The organism is Streptomyces sp. NBC_00234, assembly GCF_036195325.1.
In the GTDB taxonomy this organism is placed as follows: domain Bacteria; phylum Actinomycetota; class Actinomycetes; order Streptomycetales; family Streptomycetaceae; genus Streptomyces.
This window is the reverse complement of the sequence record NZ_CP108101.1, coordinates 1,621,182-1,642,809: the sequence shown is the minus strand read 5'-3', so window position 1 is coordinate 1,642,809 and position 21,628 is coordinate 1,621,182. Positions and strand designations below refer to the sequence as shown.

General features: G+C 71.2%; 22 protein-coding genes. 13 read left to right on the top strand and 9 right to left on the bottom strand.

Annotation, left to right across the window (positions count from 1 at the left end):
* Positions 1 to 81: 81 nt before the first annotated feature.
* On the top strand, positions 82 to 1,371 hold the full coding sequence (locus OG230_RS07075) for a glucarate dehydratase family protein (protein WP_328909263.1): 1,290 nt from the start codon (positions 82 to 84) through the stop codon (positions 1,369 to 1,371).
* A 67-nt stretch (positions 1,372 to 1,438) separates the two neighbouring features.
* The gene (locus OG230_RS07070; protein WP_328909262.1) at positions 1,439 to 2,374 is read left to right on the top strand and encodes an NADP-dependent oxidoreductase; all 936 of its coding nucleotides are present in this window, start codon (positions 1,439 to 1,441) and stop codon (positions 2,372 to 2,374) included.
* A gap of 56 nt (positions 2,375 to 2,430) precedes the next feature.
* On the opposite strand, the gene OG230_RS07065 is transcribed toward OG230_RS07070, so the two are convergent.
* The 5 genes from OG230_RS07065 to OG230_RS07045 are packed head-to-tail and all read right to left on the bottom strand — an operon-like array spanning position 2,431 to position 5,197.
* Positions 2,431 to 2,742, bottom strand: coding sequence for a DUF202 domain-containing protein (locus OG230_RS07065; RefSeq protein WP_328909261.1), 312 nt, complete (start codon positions 2,740 to 2,742; stop codon positions 2,431 to 2,433).
* Complete coding sequence (locus OG230_RS07060) at positions 2,742 to 3,134, bottom strand: YidH family protein (protein ID WP_328909260.1); 393 nt, start codon at positions 3,132 to 3,134, stop codon at positions 2,742 to 2,744. The genes OG230_RS07065 and OG230_RS07060 overlap by 1 nt, the downstream gene beginning before the upstream one ends.
* Positions 3,135 to 3,178: 44 nt before the next feature.
* A complete protein-coding gene (locus tag OG230_RS07055) occupies positions 3,179 to 3,688 on the bottom strand; it encodes an NUDIX hydrolase (RefSeq protein WP_328909259.1) in 510 nt (169 codons plus the stop codon).
* 50 nt (positions 3,689 to 3,738) lie between these two features.
* Positions 3,739 to 4,512 (bottom strand): glucose 1-dehydrogenase, encoded by a 774-nt coding sequence (locus OG230_RS07050; protein ID WP_328909258.1) that lies wholly within the window; start codon positions 4,510 to 4,512, stop codon positions 3,739 to 3,741.
* A gap of 55 nt (positions 4,513 to 4,567) precedes the next feature.
* Positions 4,568 to 5,197: a TetR/AcrR family transcriptional regulator gene (locus tag OG230_RS07045; protein WP_328909257.1), complete on the bottom strand. Its 630-nt coding sequence runs from the start codon at positions 5,195 to 5,197 to the stop codon at positions 4,568 to 4,570.
* A gap of 150 nt (positions 5,198 to 5,347) precedes the next feature.
* Between OG230_RS07045 and OG230_RS07040 the strand changes: the two genes are divergently transcribed.
* Both OG230_RS07040 and OG230_RS07035 read left to right on the top strand, forming a co-directional pair.
* A complete protein-coding gene (locus OG230_RS07040) occupies positions 5,348 to 7,003 on the top strand; it encodes an FAD-binding dehydrogenase (RefSeq protein WP_328909256.1) in 1,656 nt (551 codons plus the stop codon).
* 125 nt (positions 7,004 to 7,128) lie between these two features.
* Positions 7,129 to 8,241, top strand: a complete 1,113-nt coding sequence (locus OG230_RS07035; protein ID WP_328909255.1) for a hypothetical protein — start codon at positions 7,129 to 7,131, stop codon at positions 8,239 to 8,241.
* Positions 8,242 to 8,277: 36 nt separating this feature from the next.
* Here OG230_RS07035 and OG230_RS07030 read toward each other — a convergent pair whose 3' ends face one another.
* Positions 8,278 to 8,712, bottom strand: a complete 435-nt coding sequence (locus OG230_RS07030; protein ID WP_328909254.1) for an ASCH domain-containing protein — start codon at positions 8,710 to 8,712, stop codon at positions 8,278 to 8,280.
* A 202-nt stretch (positions 8,713 to 8,914) separates the two neighbouring features.
* On the opposite strand from OG230_RS07030, the gene OG230_RS07025 reads away from it, so the two are divergent.
* The 4 genes from OG230_RS07025 (at position 8,915) to OG230_RS07010 (ending at position 12,919) form a co-directional block, all read left to right on the top strand.
* Positions 8,915 to 9,901, top strand: a complete 987-nt coding sequence (locus OG230_RS07025) for a hypothetical protein (RefSeq protein WP_328909253.1) — start codon at positions 8,915 to 8,917, stop codon at positions 9,899 to 9,901.
* A gap of 35 nt (positions 9,902 to 9,936) precedes the next feature.
* Positions 9,937 to 11,505 (top strand): APC family permease, encoded by a 1,569-nt coding sequence (locus OG230_RS07020; RefSeq protein WP_328911330.1) that lies wholly within the window; start codon positions 9,937 to 9,939, stop codon positions 11,503 to 11,505.
* 75 nt (positions 11,506 to 11,580) lie between these two features.
* Entirely contained in the window at positions 11,581 to 12,306 is a 726-nt protein-coding gene (locus tag OG230_RS07015; protein ID WP_328909252.1) for a molybdopterin-dependent oxidoreductase, read from the top strand.
* On the top strand, positions 12,248 to 12,919 hold the full coding sequence (locus tag OG230_RS07010; RefSeq protein ID WP_328909251.1) for a cytochrome b/b6 domain-containing protein: 672 nt from the start codon (positions 12,248 to 12,250) through the stop codon (positions 12,917 to 12,919). Before OG230_RS07015 ends, OG230_RS07010 begins: the two co-directional genes overlap by 59 nt.
* Here OG230_RS07010 and OG230_RS07005 read toward each other — a convergent pair whose 3' ends face one another.
* The gene (locus OG230_RS07005) at positions 12,920 to 14,317 is read right to left on the bottom strand and encodes a GntP family permease (RefSeq protein WP_328909250.1); all 1,398 of its coding nucleotides are present in this window, start codon (positions 14,315 to 14,317) and stop codon (positions 12,920 to 12,922) included.
* A gap of 11 nt (positions 14,318 to 14,328) precedes the next feature.
* Positions 14,329 to 14,838 carry a gluconokinase gene (locus OG230_RS07000; RefSeq protein WP_328909249.1) on the bottom strand — a complete coding sequence of 170 codons (510 nt, stop codon included), beginning with the start codon at positions 14,836 to 14,838 and terminating at the stop codon, positions 14,329 to 14,331.
* Between the two features lie 131 nt (positions 14,839 to 14,969).
* Here OG230_RS07000 and OG230_RS06995 point away from each other — a divergent pair, with 131 nt between their 5' ends.
* Positions 14,970 to 15,671: a FadR/GntR family transcriptional regulator gene (locus OG230_RS06995; protein ID WP_328909248.1), complete on the top strand. Its 702-nt coding sequence runs from the start codon at positions 14,970 to 14,972 to the stop codon at positions 15,669 to 15,671.
* 15 nt (positions 15,672 to 15,686) lie between these two features.
* Here the strand turns inward: OG230_RS06995 and OG230_RS06990 are convergent, their stop codons facing one another.
* Entirely contained in the window at positions 15,687 to 16,418 is a 732-nt protein-coding gene (locus OG230_RS06990; protein ID WP_328909247.1) for a TetR/AcrR family transcriptional regulator, read from the bottom strand.
* A 51-nt stretch (positions 16,419 to 16,469) separates the two neighbouring features.
* Here OG230_RS06990 and OG230_RS06985 point away from each other — a divergent pair, with 51 nt between their 5' ends.
* The 4 genes from OG230_RS06985 to OG230_RS06970 all read left to right on the top strand — a co-directional run bounded on the left by OG230_RS06985 (position 16,470) and on the right by OG230_RS06970 (position 21,557).
* The gene (locus OG230_RS06985) at positions 16,470 to 18,026 is read left to right on the top strand and encodes an APC family permease (protein WP_443051577.1); all 1,557 of its coding nucleotides are present in this window, start codon (positions 16,470 to 16,472) and stop codon (positions 18,024 to 18,026) included.
* A 55-nt stretch (positions 18,027 to 18,081) separates the two neighbouring features.
* Positions 18,082 to 19,725, top strand: a complete 1,644-nt coding sequence (locus OG230_RS06980) for an amidohydrolase (RefSeq protein ID WP_328909245.1) — start codon at positions 18,082 to 18,084, stop codon at positions 19,723 to 19,725.
* 117 nt (positions 19,726 to 19,842) lie between these two features.
* Positions 19,843 to 20,928 carry an S-(hydroxymethyl)mycothiol dehydrogenase gene (locus OG230_RS06975; RefSeq protein ID WP_328909244.1) on the top strand — a complete coding sequence of 362 codons (1,086 nt, stop codon included), beginning with the start codon at positions 19,843 to 19,845 and terminating at the stop codon, positions 20,926 to 20,928.
* Positions 20,928 to 21,557 (top strand): MBL fold metallo-hydrolase, encoded by a 630-nt coding sequence (locus OG230_RS06970; protein ID WP_328909243.1) that lies wholly within the window; start codon positions 20,928 to 20,930, stop codon positions 21,555 to 21,557. Before OG230_RS06975 ends, OG230_RS06970 begins: the two co-directional genes overlap by 1 nt.
* The last annotated feature ends 71 nt before the right edge of the window (positions 21,558 to 21,628 follow it).

The window sequence follows — 21,628 nt, the reverse complement described above, 5'->3', positions numbered from 1 at the left end:
TCCAGTGAACTCCCGTAATCGATGTGCGCGAACCCGGGACGGACTCTGGCATTCAGCCGCATGCGTGAATAGGGTTCACGTATGGATACAGCCCTGTTGATCGACGAAGTCCGCCTCACTCCGATCCTGATAGCCGATCCGCCGCTCCTCAACACTCAGGGCGTCCACCAGCCGTACACCCCACGTCTCATCGTGGAAGTCGTCACACGCGGCGGCGTGACGGGCATCGGGGAGACCTACGGCGACGGCAAGTACCTTGAGCTGGCCCGGCCGCTCGCCCAGGCACTGCAGGGCCGGTCGGTCACTGACGTGAACGGGCTGTTCGCTCTCGCGGACGAGGTGTGCGGCGATTCACGGTCCGCCGACGAGCGGGTCGACGCGGGCGGCCTGCGCGGCGTCCAGACCGTGGACAAGCTGCGGCTCTCCGTCGTCTCCGGCTTCGAGGTCGCCTGCCTGGACGCGCTCGGCAAGACCCTCGGCCTGCCCGTGCACGCGCTGCTGGGTGGCAAGGTCCGCGACACCGTCGAGTACAGCGCCTATCTCTTCTACCGCTGGGCCGCCCACCCCGGAGCCGGTGAGCGGGACGACTGGGGCGCCGCGCTGGACCCGGCCGGAATCGTCGGCCAGGCGCAGCGGTTCGCCCGTGACTACGGCTTCTCCTCCTTCAAGCTCAAGGGCGGCGTCTTCGAGCCCGACCAGGAGATCGCCGCGATCAGGGCGCTCGCCGAGGCGTTCCCCGGGCAGCCGCTGCGTCTGGACCCCAACGGGGCCTGGTCGGTCGAGACCTCCCTGTACGTCGCCGGCGAGCTGAAGGGCGTACTCGAATACCTGGAGGACCCGGCGAGCGGCACGGAGGCCATGGCCGCCGTCTCCGCCGGGACGGATGTGCCGCTGGCCACGAACATGTGCGTCACGACCCTCGCCGAACTCCCCGCGGCCTTCGCCCGCGACGCCGTCCAGGTCGTCCTCTCCGACCACCACTACTGGGGCGGACTGCACCGCACCCGGGAGCTCGCCGCGATCTGCCGCACCTTCGGGGTCGGGCTCTCCATGCACTCCAACACCCACCTGGGCATCAGCCTCGCCGCGATGACCCAGGTCGCGGCCACCGTCCCCAACCTCGACTACGCCTGCGACAGCCACTACCCGTGGCAGACCGAGGACGTCGTCACCACCCGCCATGTCTTCGAGGGCGGACGGCTGACGGTCTCCGACGCCCCCGGCCTCGGCGTCGAACTGGACCGCGAGCGCCTCGCCGTACTGCACAGGCGCTGGCTCGACGACGACGGCACGATGCGTGAGCGCGACGACGCGGCGGCCATGCGCGTGGCCGAGCCGGAGTGGACGACGCCGTCGGTCCCGCGCTGGTGAGAACGGTACGGGGGACGGTCGCCCGGCCCGAGTTGCGGCGACCCTGACCTGCGCCGATGGTCGGAGGATGAAGGCGATCAGCTACAGCAGGTACGGCTCGGCCGACGTCATGGAGTACGGCGAGCGGCCGGACCCGAAGGTCGGCCCCGACGCGGTGCTGGTGAAGGTGCGCGCGGCGTCCGTCAACCCCGTCGACTGGAAGGCCCGCGAAGGCTATCTCCAGGGCGGCCTCGAAGCCGTCTTCCCGGTGATCCCCGGCTGGGACGTCTCCGGAGTGGTCGTCCAACCCGGAGTCGCCGTCGACGAGTTCGCGGTGGGCGACGAGGTCATCGGCTACGTCCGCGAGGACTTCCTCTCCCGCGGTACGTTCGCCGAGTACGTGGCCGCACCCGTGCGCACCCTGGCCCGCAAGCCGCTGAGCCTGAGCTTCGAGGAGGCCGCCGGCCTGCCGCTGACCGGCCTCACCGCCTACCAGGTGCTGCACCGCACGCTGCGGGTCCGGGCCGGGGAGACCGTGCTCGTGCATGCGGCGGCCGGCGGCGTCGGCTCGATGGCGGTACAGCTCGCCCGGTACATCGGCTGCCGGGTCATCGGCACGGCCGGTCCGCACAACCACGACCATGTGCGGCAGCTGGGCGCGGAGCCCGTCGCGTACGGCGAGGGGCTCGCCGACCGGCTGCGGGACCTGGTGCCCGAGGGTATCGACGCGGCCTTCGACACCGTCGGCGGCGAGGCCCTGCGGGCCTCCGCCGACGCGCTCGGGCCCGACGGCCGGCTCGCCTCCATCGCGGACGCCGAGGTCCTGTCGTACGGAGGCAAGTACGCGTTCGTGCGGCCCGACGCCACGGATCTGGCGCAGCTGGCGGAGCTGGCCGAACAGGGCATCGTCCGGGTCCATGTGGACCGGGTCTTCCCGCTGGAACTGGCCGCGGACGCCTACCGGCTCAACGAGGAGGGCCGCACCCGCGGAAAGATCGTCGTCGCCGTGGAATGGGAGACCTGAGCGCCCTGGCCCTGACCGCCCGGCCCTGAGCGTCGGCCCTCCCTGGAGCGCCCTGCTCAGAACAGCATGGCGGCGGCGAACACCGCCAGCGCGACCGTGCACGCGGCCGACATCAGCGCGCTGCGCGGTGACATCATCTCCGGTCGGGCCGCCCCCATGGCCATCACCCGCAGATGCGCCACCCGCAGGAAGCCGAGCCAGGCCAGCACGCTCAGCGCCACGGCGATCACCGCCGCCGGAGTCGCCCCGCCGTGCAGCGCCTGCCGGCCGGCCAGGACGGCCACCACCGTGGAGGACAAGGTGGTGCGGCGCCAGGCCAGCCTGGTCCGTTCCGGCTGGAGGCCGGGATCCCGCTCGGGGCCGGACATCAGGACTCCCAGCCGAAGAGGACCACCACCACCATCGCCAGGGCGACGGCGGCGACCGCGAGACTCAGCAGGGTCGGGAAGCGGGAGACCGGCAGGTCCTCGCCGCGGCGCATGGCCCGCTCGCACCGGACCCAGTGGTTCACCGCACGGAGCGCGCAGAGCACACCGGCGGCGAGCAGGGCGAGCGAGAAACCGGTCCGCACGGCCCGGACCAGATCCGGGAGGAATTGGTCGACGGCGAAACCGCCGCCGATCAGCGCGAGAGCCGTGCGGAGCCAGGCGAGGAAGGTGCGCTCATTGGCGAGGGAGAAGCGGTAGTCGGGGGTGTCGCCCTCTTCGCGGATCCGCTGCGGCGCGAACCACAGCCGGAGACCCTGCACAAAGTCGTTCACGTCGGAACCTTATCTGCCGGTATGCGGCGTTCTGCGGGGCCGGGTCAGCGCGCCCTGAAGCCCTTCAGCCGCTGATACGTCTCCAGTCCGTCCGGCACCCATGTCCAGTCGCCGAGCCGGTGCTCCAGCTCCGCGTCGGTGAGGAAGGTGTGCCAGGCGACCTCCTCCACCTGCGGACGCACCGGCAGCTCGCACCGTACCTGGTAGACGGCGGACCACCAGGTGTGGCGTCCGCCCTCGTAGAGGAACGTGAAGAGGGGTTCGGGGCGGGGGAGTCCGGTGACTCCCAGCTCCTCCTCGGCCTCGCGCAGCGCCGCCTCGTCGTAGGACTCGCCCGCGCCCACGACCCCGCCGACGAACATGTCGTAGTGCGAGGGGAAGACCAGCTTGGTGGCGGTCCTGCGGTGCACGAACAGCCGGCCCTCCGCGTCCCGCACCTCGATGAAGACGCAGCGGTGGCGCAGGCCCCGCGCGGTCGCCTCCCCGCGCGGGGCCTGTCCGACGACCTCGTCGTTCTCGTCGACGATGTCCAGGATCTCGTCAGCAGCACTCATGCCGTCCATCCAACAGCACGCCGCCGGCCGTGATCGCTGCACGGCCCGGGCTACTGGCCCATGACGTACTTCACGGTCGGGCCCGTGGTCCAGCCGCCGTCGACGGCGAGTTCGGCGCCCGTGATGTACGAAGCGGCGTCCGAGAGCAGGAAGACCACGGCCTCCCCGATCTCCGCCGCCTCGCCGACCCGGCCCATCGGGGTGTTCGGGTAGTTGCCCTCGCCCTGCTGGATGCCGACGGCGGCGGTCATCGGGGTGTAGGTCATGCCGGGGTGGACGGAGTTCACCCGGACCCGGTCCGTGCCGAGTTCCACCGCGCCGATCTTGGTCAGCCCGCGTACGCCCCACTTGGAGGCGCCGTAGCTGGAGGTCAGTGCGAGACCCATGAGGCCGGCGGCCGAGGAGATATTGACGATGGAACCGCCGCCGTTCGCCTTCATCACCGGGATCACGGTCTTCATGCCGATGAAGACCGCGGTGAGGTTGATGTCGATGACCTTGCGGAAGTGCTCCACGGTCTCGGTCTCCAGCGGCTGACCGGTGGAGATCCCCGCGTTGTTCACCAGGCCGTCGATCCGGCCGAACTCGGCGAGCGCGAAGGCGGTCACGCGCTGCCAGTCCTCCTCGGACGTCACGTCGTGGTGCTGGAAGCGGGCCTTCGCCCCGAGCGCCGCCGCGGTGGCCTCGCCCTCCTCGTCGAGGACGTCGGTGATCACCACGTTGGCGCCGCCCGCGACGGCCAGGCGGGCCGCCTCGGCGCCGAGGCCCCGGGCGCCGCCGGTGATGACGACGGTCTTGTCGGTGAGGTCGGTCTTGTCGCTCATTGCGCTGTCCTTCTGTGTGCGGGTGGGGTGGACCGGCCGGTGAGGAAGGCCGGTCCTACGCGTCTCGGCCCACGGGGGCGTGCAGAAACGCGGTGGTGGTCTCGACGAGATCGGCGCGGAAGAGCCCCTCGCCGGTCAGCGGCTCGGTGCCGTCGAGGTACTGGCGGGCGCGGTCGGCCAGCGCCGCGCCGATCAGGGTGAGGGCCAGGTCGAGCCGCTCCAGGCGTACGGGGCGGGGCAGGGCGCCGAGGCACGCGCCGATCCGGGCGATCAGCCGCCCGTACGCGGTGGCGTCCAGTGCCGGGTGCGGGACGCCCGTACGCAGCCCGGTCTCATGACTGAGCTGCGCCGACACGCGCAGGCAGCGGCGCCCCCGGTCATCGGCCAGCAGGGCCGCCTCGGAGGTCACCAGGGCCGTGAGCAGCTCCCGTACCCCGGCGTCCTCGTCCAGCTCCGCCAGCAGCGGGGCCAGCACCTGTTCGGCCCGCTCCTGGCGGCCCGCCATCACCGCGTCGAGCAGCCCGGCCCGTGAGCCGAAGTGGTACTGCACGGCGGACGGGTTGCTCTGTCCGGCCAGCCGCACGATGTCCCGTATCTGGGCACCGTCGATCCCCTGCGCCGCGAAGAGCTCCTCGGCGGCGCGGAGCAGCTTGTCCCTGGTGTCGGTTCCTGCCGTTCTCGCCATGACCCCACTCTAATGCTGGCCATTATTAATAATCCACCACGGGGCTTGCCGATGACACCGCCGCAGGCGGGAGGCGCCGGACGGTTGACGTGGCCGCGGCCCGAACCCAAGATCTGACGCACGAGTAACTTCGTGACAAGGATGGAATCCATGGCGTACGACGCTGATGTGATCGTGATCGGGGCAGGGCTCGCGGGGCTGGTGGCCACCGCCGAGCTCGTCGACGCGGGACGTTCGGTGATCCTGCTCGACCAGGAACCCGAGCAGTCCATCGGTGGTCAGGCGCACTGGTCCTTCGGGGGTCTCTTCCTCGTCGACTCGCCCGAGCAGCGCCGGATGCGGATCAAGGACAGCCACGAGCTGGCCCTCCAGGACTGGTACGGCACGGCGGGCTTCGACCGCGAGGAGGACCACTGGCCACGGAAGTGGGCGGAGGCGTACGTCGACTTCGCGGCCGGCGAGAAGCGGTCCTGGCTGCACGCCCAGGGCATGCGGTTCTTCCCCGTCGTGGGCTGGGCCGAACGCGGCGGATACGACGCCACCGGCCACGGCAACTCCGTCCCCCGCTTCCACATCACCTGGGGCACCGGCCCCGGAGTCGTCGCGCCCTTCGAGCGGAGGGTGCGCGAGGGCGTCGCCAAGGGCCTCGTCCGGTTCGCCTTCCGCCACCGGGTCACCGGCCTCGGCCGCTCGGCGGGGGCGGTCGACACGGTCACCGGCGAGATCCTCGAACCGAGCGGCGCCGAACGCGGCACCGCGAGCAGCCGTGAGGCCGCCGGCACCTTCGAGCTGAAGGCCCAGGCCGTGATCGTCACCTCCGGCGGCATCGGCGGCAACCACGACCTCGTACGGTCGCAGTGGCCCGAGCGGCTCGGCACCCCGCCCGAGAAGATGCTCTCCGGGGTCCCCGCCCACGTCGACGGCCTGATGCTCGGCATCGCGGAGGAGGCGGGCGCGCACCACATCAACCGCGACCGGATGTGGCACTACACCGAAGGCATCGAGAACTGGAACCCGATCTGGGCCAAGCACGGCATCAGGATCCTCCCCGGCCCCTCGTCCCTCTGGCTGGACGCGCGCGGCAAGCGGCTCCCGGTCCCGCTCTTCCCCGGCTTCGACACGCTCGGCACCCTCGACCACATCATGAAGTCGGGGTACGGCTACACCTGGTTCGTCCTCGACCAGCGGATCATCGGCAAGGAGTTCGCGCTCTCCGGCTCCGAGCAGAACCCGGACCTCACCGGCAAGTCGATCCGTGACGTGATCGGCCGGGCGCGCGCCGATGTCCCGGCGCCCGTCAAGGCGTTCATGGACAACGGAGTGGACTTCGTCGTCGAGAACGACCTCGGCGCCCTCGTGCGCGGAATGAACGCCCTGACCGGCGACAAGCTCATCGACGAGGAAGCGCTGCGCGGCGAGATCACCGCCCGCGACCGCGAGATCGCCAACCCCTTCACCAAGGACCTCCAGGTCACCGCGATCCACGGGGCCCGCGCCTACCTCGGCGACAAGCTGATCCGTACGGCGAAGCCGCACCGCATCCTCGACCCCAAGGCGGGCCCGCTGATCGCGGTGCGCCTCAACATCCTCACCCGCAAGTCGCTGGGCGGCCTGGAGACGGACCTTTCCTCCCGGGTCCTCGCGGCGGACGGCACCCCGCTGCCCGGGGTGTACGCGGCGGGGGAGGCGGCCGGTTTCGGCGGCGGCGGAGTCCACGGATACCGCTCGCTCGAAGGCACCTTCCTCGGTGGCTGCATCTTCTCGGGCCGTGCCGCGGGCCGGGCGGCGGCGGAGGCCGTGGCCTAGGGGTCCGGCGGAGGCGGGAACGGCCGCCTCCGCCTCTTGCCGACTTGGTCTGGACCTGTCACGCTGCCTGCGCCACCCCCGTAGCGCCCCCCGTCCTGTCGGCTGCTCCCTCTCCGGAGGTCCGTATGCGCCCCAGACCGCTTGTCTCCCGCACGCTCACCGCGAGGCTGCTCGGCACCCTGGGCCTGCTCGTGGCTCTGCTCGTCCCCCAGGCGCCGGCCGCCTCGGCCGCCGCCCCCACCCCGCCGCAGATCTACGGCGCCTGGCACTGCAGCGACGACGCCTGTACCTGGGGCACCGTACGCAGCACCGCCGAATTCGACTCGATGAACCACTGGCTGATCGACCGGGGGGACGGCCGGCCGGCCGTCAACCTGGTCGTCCTCAGCTTCGTCGAGCCCCAGCGGCTCCTGCACCGTACGAACGACGCGACCACGGTCAACGGCCTGCCCAAGGGCATGACACCGGAGATCGTGCGGTACTTCACCTCGCACGGGATTCGCGTGATGCTCTCCATCGGAGGCATCACCTACACCGATGAATGGGACGCGGCCCTCACCGAGGACGCCACCCGGCTCGGCCTCAACGCCGCGGCCGTCGCGAGCGAACTCGGCGTCGGGATCGAGATCGACTACGAACAGAACACCGGCCCGAACCTCGCCGGACTGCAGTCGTTCATCGACGCCTACCGCTCGGTCCACCCCTACCAGGCGGCCGGCACGGACCCGGCGGCCCGCCTCACCATCGACACCGCGGCCGGTGACCGCTGGCTGATCGGCATCAACCGCAAGGCCACCGCCGACTGGCTGCGCACGGACGCCCCCGTCCTCGACTACGCCAACGCGATGGTGCCCGCGCGTCAGCCCTCCGCCTCGTCCGCCATCGCCAATTGGCAGGAACACGTGGACGGCAAGCCCACCTACTCGCCGCCGGTGCCGCCGCTCGCCCCCGCCAAGTTCACCGGGGCCTTCTACATCGGTGACCAGACCAAGTCGCTGCCGGAGTGCACGGACTTCGCGAACTCGCTGCAGAAGTCGACGGGGACGTTCGAGCAGTCCGTCGCACCCAACGGGGCCGGGACGACCTCCGGCATGCTGGGCTACATGTTCTGGGCCGCCGAGCGGCCCTCGACGCGGGGGACGGGCACACAGCCGCCCAACACCTGCGAGGGCGGGGTCGGGGCGGGCGCGACCGCGTACGACATCCCGGTGCCCATGCCGCCACTGCGCCAGAACTGAACCTGCCGCCGGTGCGGACAGGTCCGCCCCGGCGGATCAGCCGAGCGGATCGAGCAGCTCGACGACCCGGAAGCGTTCGGCGACGATCAGCGTGTCGTCGTCGACGGTGAACTCCGGGTCGCCGAGCGCCTCCCGCATCTCCTCGCTGTGCCAGAACTGTTCGTGCGAGGCCCGCCATTCGGCGACCGTCGTGTAGCCCTCGCCCTCGTCGATCGCGTGCTGGAGGCCGATGTCGCCGAGGCGGACCACCCGGACGTCCGTCACCTCGACCACGGCGACCTCCCGTCCGTCCGAGTCGATCAGCGCGGAGCGCTCGCCGACCGGCGGCAGCTCCTCCTTCTCCACCTCGTATTCGGCCAGCAGACCGGACGTGGACACCTTCGCACCGGCGAGCACCGCGGCGACCAACTGGTCGCGCAGCGGCCCCGGGAAGACGAAGAGAAGTGGTTTGAGGGGTTCACGATTCTCCATGACGCCAGTGTGGCACGCGTCACTCCTGGTACCCCCGGCACCCACGGTGAGCTGCGCGAACCTCTTCCGACCGGGACGCAATCGGCCAACTGTGTCGGAAGCGAGAGGAGTTGGAGAAGGTCTCCCCTTGACTCGGAGTGTTCCCTGCCGGTTTGCTGTGCGCGATCATTTGCTCGCACATCGCATCGAAAGAAGCCTGCGGATGTCCCCGCCTCCGCCGCCCCTGGGCCGCTCCCGCCGACGGGGCGGTCGCTCGGACCACCCCTTCGACCCGGCTCTCGACGACAGCGAACTCGTCGAAGTGCGAGGTCAGTTCGAGCAGGGCCGGTGGACCAGAGTGCGTACCCTGCTCGCCGCGACCGGCACCGACTGGGACCGCAGGGGCCATCGCGTCGTCGCCCTCGCCGAGGCTCCGTCCGCCCTCGGCTGGGCCGGTGACTGGCTCCTCGCCGAACCCGAGAGCATCGACGCCGCCACCCTCCTCGCCTGGGCCTCGGTCTCCCGCGCCCTGCGCCCCAAGGCACCCTCCGGCGCCTCCGGAAAGGCCCGCGAAGCCTGCCTGACCGCGATCCGGCTCGACCCCGCCGACCCGACGCCCTGGCTGGCCCTCCTGATGCTCGACGGCGCCCGCGGCTCGCAGGGGGAGGAGGGCGCGCGGGAGGAGGCCGCCCGGCACTTCGAGGAGATCCGGGCCCGCCACCCCGAGCACCACCAGGCGCACCACCTGATGACCGCCCAGCTCGCCGAGTGCCACCCCGAAAGCGGCCAGGACCCGCTGCACGAGGTCTACGACTTCGCCGCCTGGGCCGCCGAACAGGCCCCCGCGGACTCGCCGCTCGCCGTGCTCCCCGTGGTCGCCCACGCCGAGCGCTACCGCGTCCTGGTCGCCGCGGGCAGCGAGTCCGACGACCCGGCCGGATCGGGGCACTGGTCGGGGCGGCGGGCCAGACAGGTCATGAAGGCGGCCTTCGACTGGTGGCTGGAGTGGGAGCGCGAGGACCACCCCCGCCACCGCGCCGACCTCAACTTCCTCGCCCACGCCAAGGTCTGCGAAGGGCGCCCCGCCGAGGCCGCCGCCCTCTTCCACCGCATCGGCCCGCACGTCACTCCGGCTCCCTGGTCGTACTCCGGCCGCGATCCGTACCCCGAATTTCTTGCCGCGCGCCGCTTCGCGCTCGGTGCCCCGTGACCCGCGCACCACTCACCGAAGGGAACAACCCCGCCATGTCGACGGGCAGTTCAGATACGAGACGGGCCGGCGCCGCAACGGCGGCCGGCGACACCGGCGGGATAAGCACCTACAAGGGCGAGGAGCGCGCACTGCGGGCCGACCGGCTCGGCACACCGGGGCTCCTGCTCTCGGTCCTCGCCGCCAGCGCCCCGCTGATGGTCGTCGCCGGTGTGATGCCCACGGTCTTCGGCGTGATGGGCATCGTCGGCCAGCCCCTGCTCTACGTCATCCTCGGCATCGTCCTCATGCTGTTCAGCGTGGGCTACGCGGAGATGAGCCGACACGTGCACAACGCCGGTGCCTTCTACGCGTACATCGCGCGCGGGCTCGGCCCGACGGCCGGTGCGGGCGCCTCGCTCGTCGCCCTGGTCGCGTACAGCGCCATGCAGGTCGGCATCTACGGCATCCTCGGCTTCGAGGTCGCCGGGCTCTTCGCCACCTACCTCGACATCGAGATGGGCTGGTGGCTGCCGGCCCTCGTCGCCGTCCTGATCGTCGGCGTCCTCGGCTGGCTCAAGATCGACCTCAACGCCAAGGTCCTCGGCGTGCTGCTGGTCGTCGAGTGCGCCCTCGTCGTGATCTTCGACGTCGCCGCCGTCAGCCAGCCCGGCCCCGAGGGCCTGTCCTTCCAGGCGTTCAACCCCGACACCCTGACCGGAGCGGGTCTCGGCACCGCGCTCTGCTTCTGCATCGCGGCGTTCGTCGGCTTCGAACAGGCCCCCGTCTACGCCGAGGAGACCAGCCGCCCGCAGATCGTCGTGTCGCGCGTGATGTTCCTCGCCGTCGGGTACGCGGCCCTGTTCCTCGCCGTCAGCTCCTGGGCGCTGACCGTCGCCACCGGCCCCGGGTTCATCGCGGACACCTCGCTCAAGGAGGGCCCGGGGATGCTCTTCGGTCTCACCGAGGAGCGGCTCGGCGCCACGTTCACCGACGTACTCCACGTCCTCTTCGTCACCGGCATGTTCGCCGCGCTCCTGAGCTTCCACAACGTCGTCGCCCGCTACGCGTTCGCGATGGGCCGCGAGGGCCTGCTGCCCGCCGCCTTCGGCCGTACGAGCAGGACCAGCGGCGCCCCGGCCACCGGCTCGCTGCTCCAGTCCGTCCTCTCCTTCGCCGTGGTGCTGGCCTTCGCCCTCACCGACGAGAACCCCATCGGCGACCCCACCGCACCGGTGCTGCACCTGTTCACCTGGATGGGCAACGTCGGCGCGCTCGGCGTCATCCTGCTGATGGCCGCCGCCGCCTTCGCCGTCATCGCCTTCTTCGTGCGTCGCGGTGCGGGCCGCGCGCAGGCGCCCCGTCTGGTGGCCTCCGGGCTGGCCGGCCTCGCCCTGCTGGCCATCGCCGTCCTGACCGTCAAGGACTTCGACGTGCTGGTCGGCTCGGGCCCCGGCTCGGTCCTCAACTGGCTGCTGCCCGGCATCATCGGTGTCGCGCTCGTCGGCGGCCTCGTGTACGGCGCCGTGCTGCGCTCCACCAAGCCGGAGGTGCACGCCAGGATCGGCCTCGGCAACGAGGCGTTCCAGCTGGAGAAGGCCGCCGAGGCCGGCTCCGAGCGCTGAGGGACGTTCTTACCGAAGAGTGACGGACACCCGCGGCCCCTGGTGACAGGAGACCGCGGGTGATCTATTGGGGGCGTGAACACTCGCCCTCCCGATGCCGAAGGCCCGCCCGTCGGCCGCCGTCTGGTCCTTGCCGTGCTCGGCGCGGGCGCCGCCGCGGTGGTGGCCGCGCCGGCACTCCAGCGGGTCATGGAGACCGGTCTCGGCGCGGTCGCCGACAAGGACCCCACCGGCCTGACCGGGCTGCTGCCCAACGGCGGTGGGTTCCGCTACTACTCGGTGGCCTCCTCCGTACCGAAGAAGAGCGCGGCCGACTACCGCCTCACCGTGGACGGACTCGTCGACCGCCCCGCCACGTACACCCTGGACTCGCTCCGGGCGCTGCCGCAGACCCGCATGGTCCGCGACGTCCAGTGCGTCACCGGCTGGCGGGTGCCCGAGACCCCTTTCGAAGGGGTGCGGCTCGCCGCGCTGCTGGACGCGGCCGGTGTACGGCCCGGCGCGAAGGCCGTCCGCTTCACCTGTTTCGACGGTGCCTACAGCGAGAGCCTCACGATCGAGCAGGCCCGGCGTGACGACGTGCTGGTCGCGCTCCGGATGCAGGACCGGCCGCTCAGCCACTCCCACGGAGGGCCGGTTCGGCTGTACGTGGCCCCGATGTACTTCTACAAGTCGGCGAAATGGCTCTCGGGGATCACCGTCACCGACTCCGTGCGCCCCGGATACTGGGAGGAGCTCGGCTATGACGTCGACGCCTGGGTCGGCCGGTCCAACGGCCGCGACGACGCCCCCACCGTCTGAACCCTCCGGGCGCGTCCGCCGGTTCACCCCGGCCCAGCGCTGGGTGCACCGCGTCACCGCCTGGCTGACGCTCCTGTGCGTGGCGACCGCCGCCTGCCTGTACGTTCCCCAGCTCGCCGAACTCGTCGGCCGCCGCCACCTCGTGGTCACCGTCCACGAATGGTCCGGGCTGCTCGTCCCCGTACCCCTGCTCGCGGGCCTCGCGTCGCGGGCGCTGCGCGCCGATCTCTCCCGGCTCAACCGCTTCGGGCCGTACGACAGGCAGTGGCTGCGCGCGGCTCTGCGCCGTGACCACCGGGCCGTCTCCCGGCCCTCCGGGAAGTTCAACGCGGGGCAGAAGCTCTACGCCGCCTGGATCGCCGGCGCCGTGCTCGTGATGCTCGGGACCGGGCTGCTGATGTGGTTCACCGGCCTCGCGCCGCTGGTGTGGCGCACGAGCGCGACGTTCGTACACGACTGGCTGGCCCTGGCCATCGGCATCGCGCTGGCCGGACACATGGCGATGGCGCTCGCCGACCCGGAGGCACGCCGTGGCATGCGTACCGGGTCGGTCGAGCGCCGATGGGCCGACCGGGAGCACCCGCAGTGGCGGGAGCCCGAGGACACGCCCTAGTTACAACACGAGCGACAGCAGCATGATGAAGCCCAGGGCGACGACGGAGATGATGGTCTCCATCACCGACCAGGTCTTGACCGTCTGGCCGACGTCCATGCCGAAGTACTCCTTCACCAGCCAGAAGCCCGCGTCGTTGACGTGGCTGAAGAAGAGCGAACCGGCACCGACGGCGAGGACGAGCAGCGCCGCGTGGGACGTGGACATGTCGGCTGCCAGCGGGGCGACCAGACCGGCCGCCGAGATGGTGGCCACCGTGGCCGAACCGGTCGCGAGGCGGATGGCGACGGCGATCAGCCAGCCGAGCAGCAGGGCGGGTATCGACCAGTTCTCGGAGAACTCCAGGATCATCTGGCCGACACCGGCGTCGATCAGGGTGGTCTTGAAGCCGCCGCCCGCACCGACGATCAGCAGCACACCGGCGATCGGCGCGAGGGACTTCTCGACGGTGGTGGAGAGCCGCTCCTTGGTGAATCCGGCGGCCCGGCCCAGCGTGAACATTCCGAGGATCACGGCGGCGAGCAGGGCGATGAGCGGCGAACCGACCACGTCGGTGACCCGCTGGACGTGGTTCTCGGGGTCGTCCACGACGATGTCGACGAGGGCCTTGGCCAGCATCAGCACGACGGGCAGCAGCACGGTCGTCAGCGTGGCGCCGAAGCCGGGACGGCGGTCCAGGTCCTCGGAGGGACGCTGGGGGATCATCTTCTCGGGCGCCTGGATGTCGACCCAGCGGGCCGCGTAGCGGGAGAAGACCGGTCCCGCGATGATCACCGTGGGGATCGCGACGAGCACTCCCAGCGCCAGCGTGACACCCAGGTTGGCGTCGAGGGCGTCGATGGCGACCAGCGGACCGGGGTGCGGCGGAATGAGCCCGTGCATCACGGAGAGTCCGGCGAGCGCCGGGATTCCGATCCGCATCAGGGAGTAGTTGCCCCGCTTGGCGACCAGCAGCACCACCGGGATCAGCAGCACGATGCCGACCTCGAAGAACAGCGGCAGACCGATGATCGAGGCGATCAGCACCATGGCCCAGGGCATGGCGCGCCCACTGGCCTTGGCGAGGATCGTGTCGACGATCTCGTCGGCGCCGCCGGAGTCGGCGAGCAGTTTGCCCAGGATCGCGCCGAGCGCGATGAGCACACCGACACTGGCCACGGTCGAGCCGAGACCGGTGGAGAAGCTGGTGATCGTCTTGTCCAGCGGAGCCCCGGCGAAGGCGCCCAGCGCCAGCGAGCCGATGGTCAGGGCCAGGAATGCGTGCACCTTGAACTTGGTGATGAGCAGAACGATGACGGCGATACCCGCCAGGACTGCGATGCCCAACTGCGCGTTGCCTGCCGAAGTGATCGGTTCGACGGCGTCCGCTGCCAGCGTCTCGACGCTGAGACTGGTCACGGTGAGGATCCTTAGATATCGAGCCGGCGCAGCGCGGCGACGGCTCGGTCGGATATTTCTTCGGGGGTGCCGGACACGTCGACGGAGACGCCCGCCTCGTCCTCCTGCAGCGGCTGCAGGGTGGCGAACTGCGAATCGAGCAGCGCGGTCGGCATGAAGTGGCCCTTGCGGTCCGCCATCCGGCGCTCGATGAGATCGCGGTCGCCGGTCAGGTGCAGGAAGACGGCACCGGGAGCCTCCGCCCGCAGGCGGTCGCGGTAGGAGCGCTTGAGCGCCGAGCTGCTGACGACTCCGCCGAGACCGGCCCGGCTGTGCGCCCACTGCCCGATCGCGTCGAGCCAGGGCCAGCGGTCCGAGTCGTCCAGCGGGGTACCGGCCGACATCTTGGCGATGTTCGACGCGGGATGGAAGTCGTCGCCCTCGGCGTACGGAACGCCGAGTTCGGCGGCGAGCAGAGGTCCGATCGTGGTCTTGCCGGTCCCTGCTACGCCCATCACCACGACGACGTGGGGGGTGCTCATTGGTGCCTCGCTGTCTTCTTCGACATCGGTCCGTCGCGCTACTGAAACCTATTACGTACGACTTATTCAAGAGGCTGTGACATAAACGTCGTACTTATTGTTCCCAGGGTGTGCCCCGTAGGCTTGTGGCCATGACCACACAGGGCCAGGGGCTGCATACACACGTGCTGGACACCCTGGGTCTGGAGATCGCCGCAGGGGAGTTCCCGCCCGGCAGTGTGCTGCGCACGGACGAGCTGGCCCAGCGCTTCGAGGTCTCCCGCACGGTCGTACGCGAAGTGGTCCGCGTTCTCGAATCCATGCACCTCGTCGAGTCCCGGCGCCGGGTCGGCGTGACCGTACAGCCCACCGAGGCGTGGAACGTCTACGATCCGCAGGTCATCCGGTGGCGGCTGGCGGGCTCCGACCGCCCGCGCCAGCTGCGTTCCCTCACGGTGCTGCGCTCGGCGATCGAACCGGTGGCCGCGGGCCTGGCCGCCCGCCACGCCACGCCCGAGCAGTGCGCCGCCCTCACGGAGTGCGCCCTCGGCATGGTCGCGACCTCACGCGGCCAGCAGCTGGAGGGCTATCTGCGGCACGACATCGCGTTCCACCGGATCGTGCTCAACGCCTCGGGCAACGAGATGTTCGCGCGGCTCGGCGACGTCGTGGCCGAGGTCCTGGCGGGCCGTACCCACCACCAGGTCATGTTCGAGGACCCGGACCCGGCCGCCGTCACCCTGCACGTCCGGCTGGCCGAAGCGGTCCGCGAGGGCGACGCGGAGGCCGCGGAGCGCCTCACCAAGGAGATCGCGGTGGGCGCCCTCCACGAACTCGACGTCCTGGCACCGTAGGAGCCGGGCCGGCGCTCAGACCGCTCCGCCCCCGGCGCCCCGTACGTGCGCCAGTCGCCCCGCAGCCGCGGCCAGCACCATCTCCAGTGCCGCCGGATACCCGCTGCGGTCCATCTCCGACACCAGCACCCCCGCCGTCGCCGCGATGTGCGGATGCGTGTCCGCCGGCACCCGGGCGTACGTCTCGCGCCACGCCCGCGCCTCCAGTTCCTGGGCCCGGACCGGCAGCACCAGGGTCGACGCGTCCAGCGCGGCGAACGACAGCGTCTGGTCGATGAACACGTGGTAGATCCGCACGGCCTCCGCGTCCGGGAACCCCGCGCCCCGCAGCACCCCCAGAATCGCGTCCACCGACCGCACCTCGTGCGTCCGCCCGGTCACCCGGGCGCAGGCCAGCATCGCCGCCTGCGGATGCGCCAGGTAGTCCGCGTGCATCATCAGACCCAGCGCCCGAAGGTCGGCACGCCAGTCCCCGGTGAGGCGCCAGTTGTTCAACGTGCGGCCGATGAGCTCGTCGGCCACCGCCAGCAACAGCTCGTCCGTGTCCCTGAAGTACCGGTAGACCGCGCTCGGATCGCACCCCAGCGCGGCGCCGAGCCGCCGCACGGTCAGTGCCGCCGCCCCGTGCTCGCCGATCAGCCGCAGCGTCGTCTCCACGATCAGCTGCTCGGAGAGCACCGTGCCCTGCTTGGTGGGACGCCGGCGCCGTCGCGCCCCCTCCGGCACCACCCGCTCCCTCGCACTCATGGCGGCACCTTATGACAACAACGTTGACGTGTGAACCCGTCGCAGAGTTCGATGTGCCGCCATCGGGCCCGAACGGTGCCCCCAGGTGAAGGAGTGACCGTGACCGTCCCACACACCCCGCACGGCAGCGACCCGCCGTCCCCTCAGCCTCCGCAGAGCCTGCGCAAGAGCCTCGGCGTCCTGGACGGCGTGGCCATCGCCGCCTCCTCCACGGCCGCCACCACCAGCATCGGCATCGGCCTCGGTGTCACCGCGGGTGCCGTGGGCCTGCATCTGCCGATCATCATGCTGCTCGCGTTCGTCCCGATCCTCGGCATCGCGAGCGCCTACTCCCGGCTCAACCGGGTCGAGCCCAACATGGGCAGCGGCTACGTCTGGGTCGGCCGCTCGCTCAGCCCCTGGCTCGGCTTCCTCGTCGGCTGGATCGGCATCGTCGCCACGGTCGTCTTCCTCTCGTACACCACGACCGTCACCGGCTCCGCCCTCCTCCAACTCGCCGCCGAGGGCGGCCTCCACGAGGTCCTGGGGCTCACCCTCGACCCCGACTCCACGGCACAGTCGACGGCCCTCGGCATCGTGATCCTGGTGGCCGTCACCTTCACCGCGATCATCGGAACCCGTTCCGCGGCCGGCCTCCAGAAGTACCTGCTGGTCTTCGAGTACGTCGTACTCCTCGGCTTCTGCGGATACGGACTCGTCGTCGGCCCGCACCCCTTCAGCCTGGACTGGCTCAACCCGTTCACCATCCCGTCGGGGCAGCAACTCGCCCAGGGGCTCCTGCTCTCCGTGTTCTGCTACTGGGGATTCGAGTCCTCGTTCAGCGTCACGGAGGAGGTCCGCGACCCCGAGGACGCCTCCCGGGCCGGGCTCATCACCCTGTTCACCATGCTCGGCCTCTTCCTGCTCGGCTCCTTCGCCTTCCAGCGCGTGCTCTCCGTCGACGAGCTGACCGGCCACGGCGCCCAGGGACTCACCTACTTCGGCGACCGGCTCGCCGACCAGCCGCTGGCCGCGCTTCCCCTGATCGCCCTCACCTTCTCCGCCATCGCGTCCCTCCAGTCGGGCGTGATCCCCACGGTCCGCGGCATGTTCGCGATGGGGCGCGACCGTACACTCGGCCCGCTCTGGACCAAGGTCAGCCCCCGATACGGGACTCCGGCGGCCGGCACCATCGCGATCGGCTGCGTCGCCGCCGCCCTGGCCGTCCTCTCCCTCGTCCTCCCCAAGGTCGGCGACCTCATCATGGCCTCCGTCAACGCGATCGGAGTCGTGGTCTCCCTCTACTACGCGCTGACCGCCCTGGCAGCCGCCAGCCGCTTCCGCGGCGCCCTGCGCGAGAGCTGGTCCGAGGCACTGCGGGCCGTGATCTTCCCCGTCCTCAGCGCGCTCTTCCTGCTCGGCCTCGGCGGATACCTGTGCTGGACCTTCTACACATCCGCCGACCACTTCGAGATCAGCCCGGACAACGGCTGGTTCATGCTGTTCTGCCCCGCGGTCATGGTGCTGACCGGCGTCATCGCGGCGGCCTGGGCCAAGTGGGTAAGGAAGTCCCCGTACTTCGTCACCGGACGCTCCACGCGACCCGCCGAGGTCGTCGAAGCGGCCTGACGGCCCACCCCTGCCTCCTCCACGACCACCGCACGGAAACGGAACGTCACCAGTCATGCGCCACGCACCCGCCGACCTCGTCCTCACCGGCGGCCCCGTCCTCACCATGGACGCGGCCCGCACCCGCGCCACCACCCTCGCCGTCACAGGCGATCGCATCACGGCCGTCGGCCACGACGAGGTCCGCGAGCTCATCGGCCCGAAGACCGAGGTCGTCGATCTCGCCGGGCGGCTGCTCGTCCCCGGCTTCCAGGACGCCCACGTCCACCCGGTCGGGGCCGGTCTCGAACTCGCCCAGTGCGACCTGACGGCCTGCGAGACGGCCACGGCCGCCGTCGCCGCCGTGCACGCCTACGCGGCGGCCCACCCCGACCAGGAGTGGATCACCGGCGGTGGCTGGTCCATGGAGGCGTTCGAGGGCGGCGCCCCCTCCCGCGACCTGCTCGACACCGTCGTGCCCGGCCGTCCCGTCTTCCTGGTCAACCGCGACCACCACGGTGCCTGGGTCAACAGCCGGGCCCTGGAGCTCGCCGGCATCACCCGGGACACTCCCGAACCCGCCGACGGGCGCATCGAGCGCGACGACCGGGGCGAGCCCACCGGCCTCCTCCAGGAGGGCGCCATGGACCTGGTCGCCCGCCTCACCCCCCGGTCCACCGCCGCCGACCGCCTCGCCGCCCTGCTGCGGGCCCAGCGGATTCTCCACTCCTTCGGCATCACCGCCTGGCAGGACGCCATCGTCGGCGCCTACGGCCCCATGGACGATCCGGCCGACGCCTATCTCGCCGCCGCCCGCGACGGTTCCCTCACCGCCCGGGTCGTCGGCGCCCTGTGGTGGGACCGCGACCGGGGCGCCGAGCAGATACCCGAACTGGTCGCCAGGCGGGCCGAGCTGACCACCGGTCCGTTCCGCGCCGGGTCGGTGAAGATCATGCAGGACGGTGTGGCCGAGACCGGCACCGCGGCCCTGCTCAGCCCGTACCTCGACGCCTGCGGCTGCGCCACCACGAACAGCGGCACCAGCTTCGTCGACCCGGTGGACCTGCGCAGGTACGTCACCGAACTGGACGCCCTCGGCTTCCAGGCCCACTTCCACGCTCTCGGCGACCGGGCCGTCCGCGAGGCGCTGGACGCGATCGAGGCCGCCCGCACCGCCAACGGGCGTACCGACACCCGCCCCCACCTCGCCCACCTCCAGGTCGTCCACCCCGACGACATCCCGCGGTTCCGCGAGCTCGGCGCCACGGCCAACATCCAGCCGCTGTGGGCCGCCCACGAACCGCAGATGGACGAGCTGACCATCCCCTTCCTCGGGGCCGAGCGGGCCGCCCTGCAGTATCCGTTCGGCGCGCTCCTGCGCTCCGGCGCCACCGTCGCCGCGGGCAGCGACTGGCCGGTCAGCAGCGCCGATCCGCTGCTCGGCATCCACACGGCGGTCAACCGGACCTCTCCCGGTTCCGACGGCCCGGTCTTCCTCCCCGGGGAGCGCATCTCGCTGACGGCCGCCATCGCCGCGTACACGGCGGGCTCGGCCCACGTGAACCACCTCGACGACACCGGCTCGCTGCGCGCCGGGGCCCTCGCCGACCTGGTGGTCCTGGACCGCGACCCGTACGCGGGCCCGGCCGAGGAGATCGGCGCCACCCGGGTCCTGCGGACCTACGTAGGCGGCCGGAAGGTCCACGACGCGGAGGACTGAGAACGACGCGCGGCCCCCGCGGAGCGGCACGCACCGCGGGGGCCGGAGGTACATTCCCCTGGGCGTACGGTTGTCCGTGATCGATCTTCACAACCTCGCAGACAGGGAGACCACGGTATGGCGCAGCAGGTGCAAGGGGTCATCGCACCGGGGAAGAACGAGCCGGTACGGGTCGAGACCATCGTGATCCCGGACCCCGGCCCCGGCGAGGCCGTCGTGAAGATCCAGGCGTGCGGTGTCTGCCACACCGACCTGCACTACAAGCAGGGCGGCATCAACGACGACTTCCCGTTCCTGCTCGGCCACGAGGCGGCGGGCATCGTCGAGTCCGTGGGCGAGGGTGTCACGGACGTCGAGCCCGGCGACTTCGTCGTCCTCAACTGGCGGGCCGTCTGCGGTCAGTGCCGCGCGTGCCTGCGCGGCCGGCCCTGGTACTGCTTCGACACCCACAACGCCACGCAGAAGATGACGCTGCTCGACGGCACCGAGCTGTCGCCCGCGCTCGGAATCGGCGCGTTCGCCGAGAAGACCCTCGTCGCGGCGGGCCAGTGCACCAAGGTCGACCCGGAGGTCTCCCCGGCCGTCGCCGGGCTCCTCGGCTGCGGTGTCATGGCGGGCATCGGCGCGGCCATCAACACCGGCCAGGTCGGCCGCGGCGACTCGGTCGCCGTGATCGGCTGCGGTGGTGTCGGTGACGCCGCGATCGCCGGTGCCCGGCTCGCGGGCGCGGCGAAGATCATCGCGGTCGACATCGACGACCGCAAGCTGGAGACGGCGAAGACGATGGGTGCCACCCACACCGTCAACTCCCGCTCCACCGACCCGGTCGAGGCGATCCGCGCGCTGACCGGCGGCAACGGCGCGGACGTCGTCATCGAGGCGGTCGGCCGCCCGGAGACGTACAAGCAGGCGTTCTACGCCCGCGACCTCGCGGGCACGGTCGTCCTCGTCGGCGTCCCCACGCCGGAGATGCAGCTCGAACTCCCGCTGCTCGACGTGTTCGGCCGCGGCGGTTCGCTCAAGTCCTCCTGGTACGGGGACTGCCTGCCCTCGCGCGACTTCCCGATGCTCATCGACCTGCACCAGCAGGGCCGGATCGACCTGGGCGCGTTCGTCACCGAGACCATCGGCCTCGGCGACATCGAGCAGGCGTTCGCCCGGATGCACGACGGCGACGTCCTCCGCTCGGTGGTGGTCTTCTGATGACCGCGCGCATCGACCACCTGGTCACCTCCGGCACCTTCGCGCTCGACGGCGGCGAGTGGGACGTCGACAACAACGTCTGGATCGTCGGCGACGACACCGAGGCCGTCGTGATCGACGCCGCCCACGACGCCGCGGCCATCGAGGCGGCCCTCGCCGGCCGTACGCTGCGGGCGATCATCTGCACCCACGCCCACAACGACCACATCGACGCCGCCCCGGCCCTCGCCGCCGCCACCGGTGCACCGGTCCTGCTGCACCCCGACGACCTCCCGCTGTGGAAGCAGACCCACCCGGACCGCGCGCCCGACGGCGAGCTCGCGGACGGCCAGGAGCTGGAGATCGCGGGCATCCGCCTCCAGGTCCTGCACACCCCCGGTCACGCGCCGGGAGCGGTCTGCCTGTACGCCCCCGAGCTGGGCACCGTCTTCACCGGCGACACGCTCTTCCAGGGCGGACCGGGCGCCACCGGCCGGTCGTTCTCCGACTTCCCGACGATCGTCGCGTCGATCCGGGACCGGCTGCTCGCCCTGCCCGCGGAGACCACCGTCCGTACCGGGCACGGCGACACCACCACCATCGGCGCGGAGGCACCGCACCTCCAGGAGTGGATCACCCGCGGCCACTAGGGTCTTTCGTTTGGATCAGGCCGGATCAGGGAGCGGGGTCCGGTGCGGGCAGCTGCAAGGCGGAGGAGGGA

Bases quoted from the DNA above. Each gene is read 5' to 3' on its own strand.
- OG230_RS07075 (WP_328909263.1), top strand. From the start codon at position 82: ATGGATACAGCCCTGTTGATCGACGAAGTCCGCCTCACTCCGATCCTG.
- OG230_RS07070 (WP_328909262.1), top strand. From the start codon at position 1,439: ATGAAGGCGATCAGCTACAGCAGGTACGGCTCGGCCGACGTCATGGAG.
- OG230_RS07065 (WP_328909261.1), bottom strand. From the start codon at position 2,742: ATGTCCGGCCCCGAGCGGGATCCCGGCCTCCAGCCGGAACGGACCAGG.
- OG230_RS07055 (WP_328909259.1), bottom strand. From the start codon at position 3,688: ATGAGTGCTGCTGACGAGATCCTGGACATCGTCGACGAGAACGACGAG.
- OG230_RS07050 (WP_328909258.1), bottom strand. From the start codon at position 4,512: ATGAGCGACAAGACCGACCTCACCGACAAGACCGTCGTCATCACCGGC.
- OG230_RS07045 (WP_328909257.1), bottom strand. From the start codon at position 5,197: ATGGCGAGAACGGCAGGAACCGACACCAGGGACAAGCTGCTCCGCGCC.
- OG230_RS07040 (WP_328909256.1), top strand. From the start codon at position 5,348: ATGGCGTACGACGCTGATGTGATCGTGATCGGGGCAGGGCTCGCGGGG.
- OG230_RS07035 (WP_328909255.1), top strand. From the start codon at position 7,129: ATGCGCCCCAGACCGCTTGTCTCCCGCACGCTCACCGCGAGGCTGCTC.
- OG230_RS07030 (WP_328909254.1), bottom strand. From the start codon at position 8,712: ATGGAGAATCGTGAACCCCTCAAACCACTTCTCTTCGTCTTCCCGGGG.
- OG230_RS07025 (WP_328909253.1), top strand. From the start codon at position 8,915: ATGTCCCCGCCTCCGCCGCCCCTGGGCCGCTCCCGCCGACGGGGCGGT.
- OG230_RS07020 (WP_328911330.1), top strand. From the start codon at position 9,937: ATGTCGACGGGCAGTTCAGATACGAGACGGGCCGGCGCCGCAACGGCG.
- OG230_RS07010 (WP_328909251.1), top strand. From the start codon at position 12,248: ATGACGTCGACGCCTGGGTCGGCCGGTCCAACGGCCGCGACGACGCCC.
- OG230_RS07000 (WP_328909249.1), bottom strand. From the start codon at position 14,838: ATGAGCACCCCCCACGTCGTCGTGGTGATGGGCGTAGCAGGGACCGGC.
- OG230_RS06995 (WP_328909248.1), top strand. From the start codon at position 14,970: ATGACCACACAGGGCCAGGGGCTGCATACACACGTGCTGGACACCCTG.
- OG230_RS06990 (WP_328909247.1), bottom strand. From the start codon at position 16,418: ATGAGTGCGAGGGAGCGGGTGGTGCCGGAGGGGGCGCGACGGCGCCGG.
- OG230_RS06985 (WP_443051577.1), top strand. From the start codon at position 16,470: ATGTGCCGCCATCGGGCCCGAACGGTGCCCCCAGGTGAAGGAGTGACC.
- OG230_RS06980 (WP_328909245.1), top strand. From the start codon at position 18,082: ATGCGCCACGCACCCGCCGACCTCGTCCTCACCGGCGGCCCCGTCCTC.
- OG230_RS06975 (WP_328909244.1), top strand. From the start codon at position 19,843: ATGGCGCAGCAGGTGCAAGGGGTCATCGCACCGGGGAAGAACGAGCCG.
- OG230_RS06970 (WP_328909243.1), top strand. From the start codon at position 20,928: ATGACCGCGCGCATCGACCACCTGGTCACCTCCGGCACCTTCGCGCTC.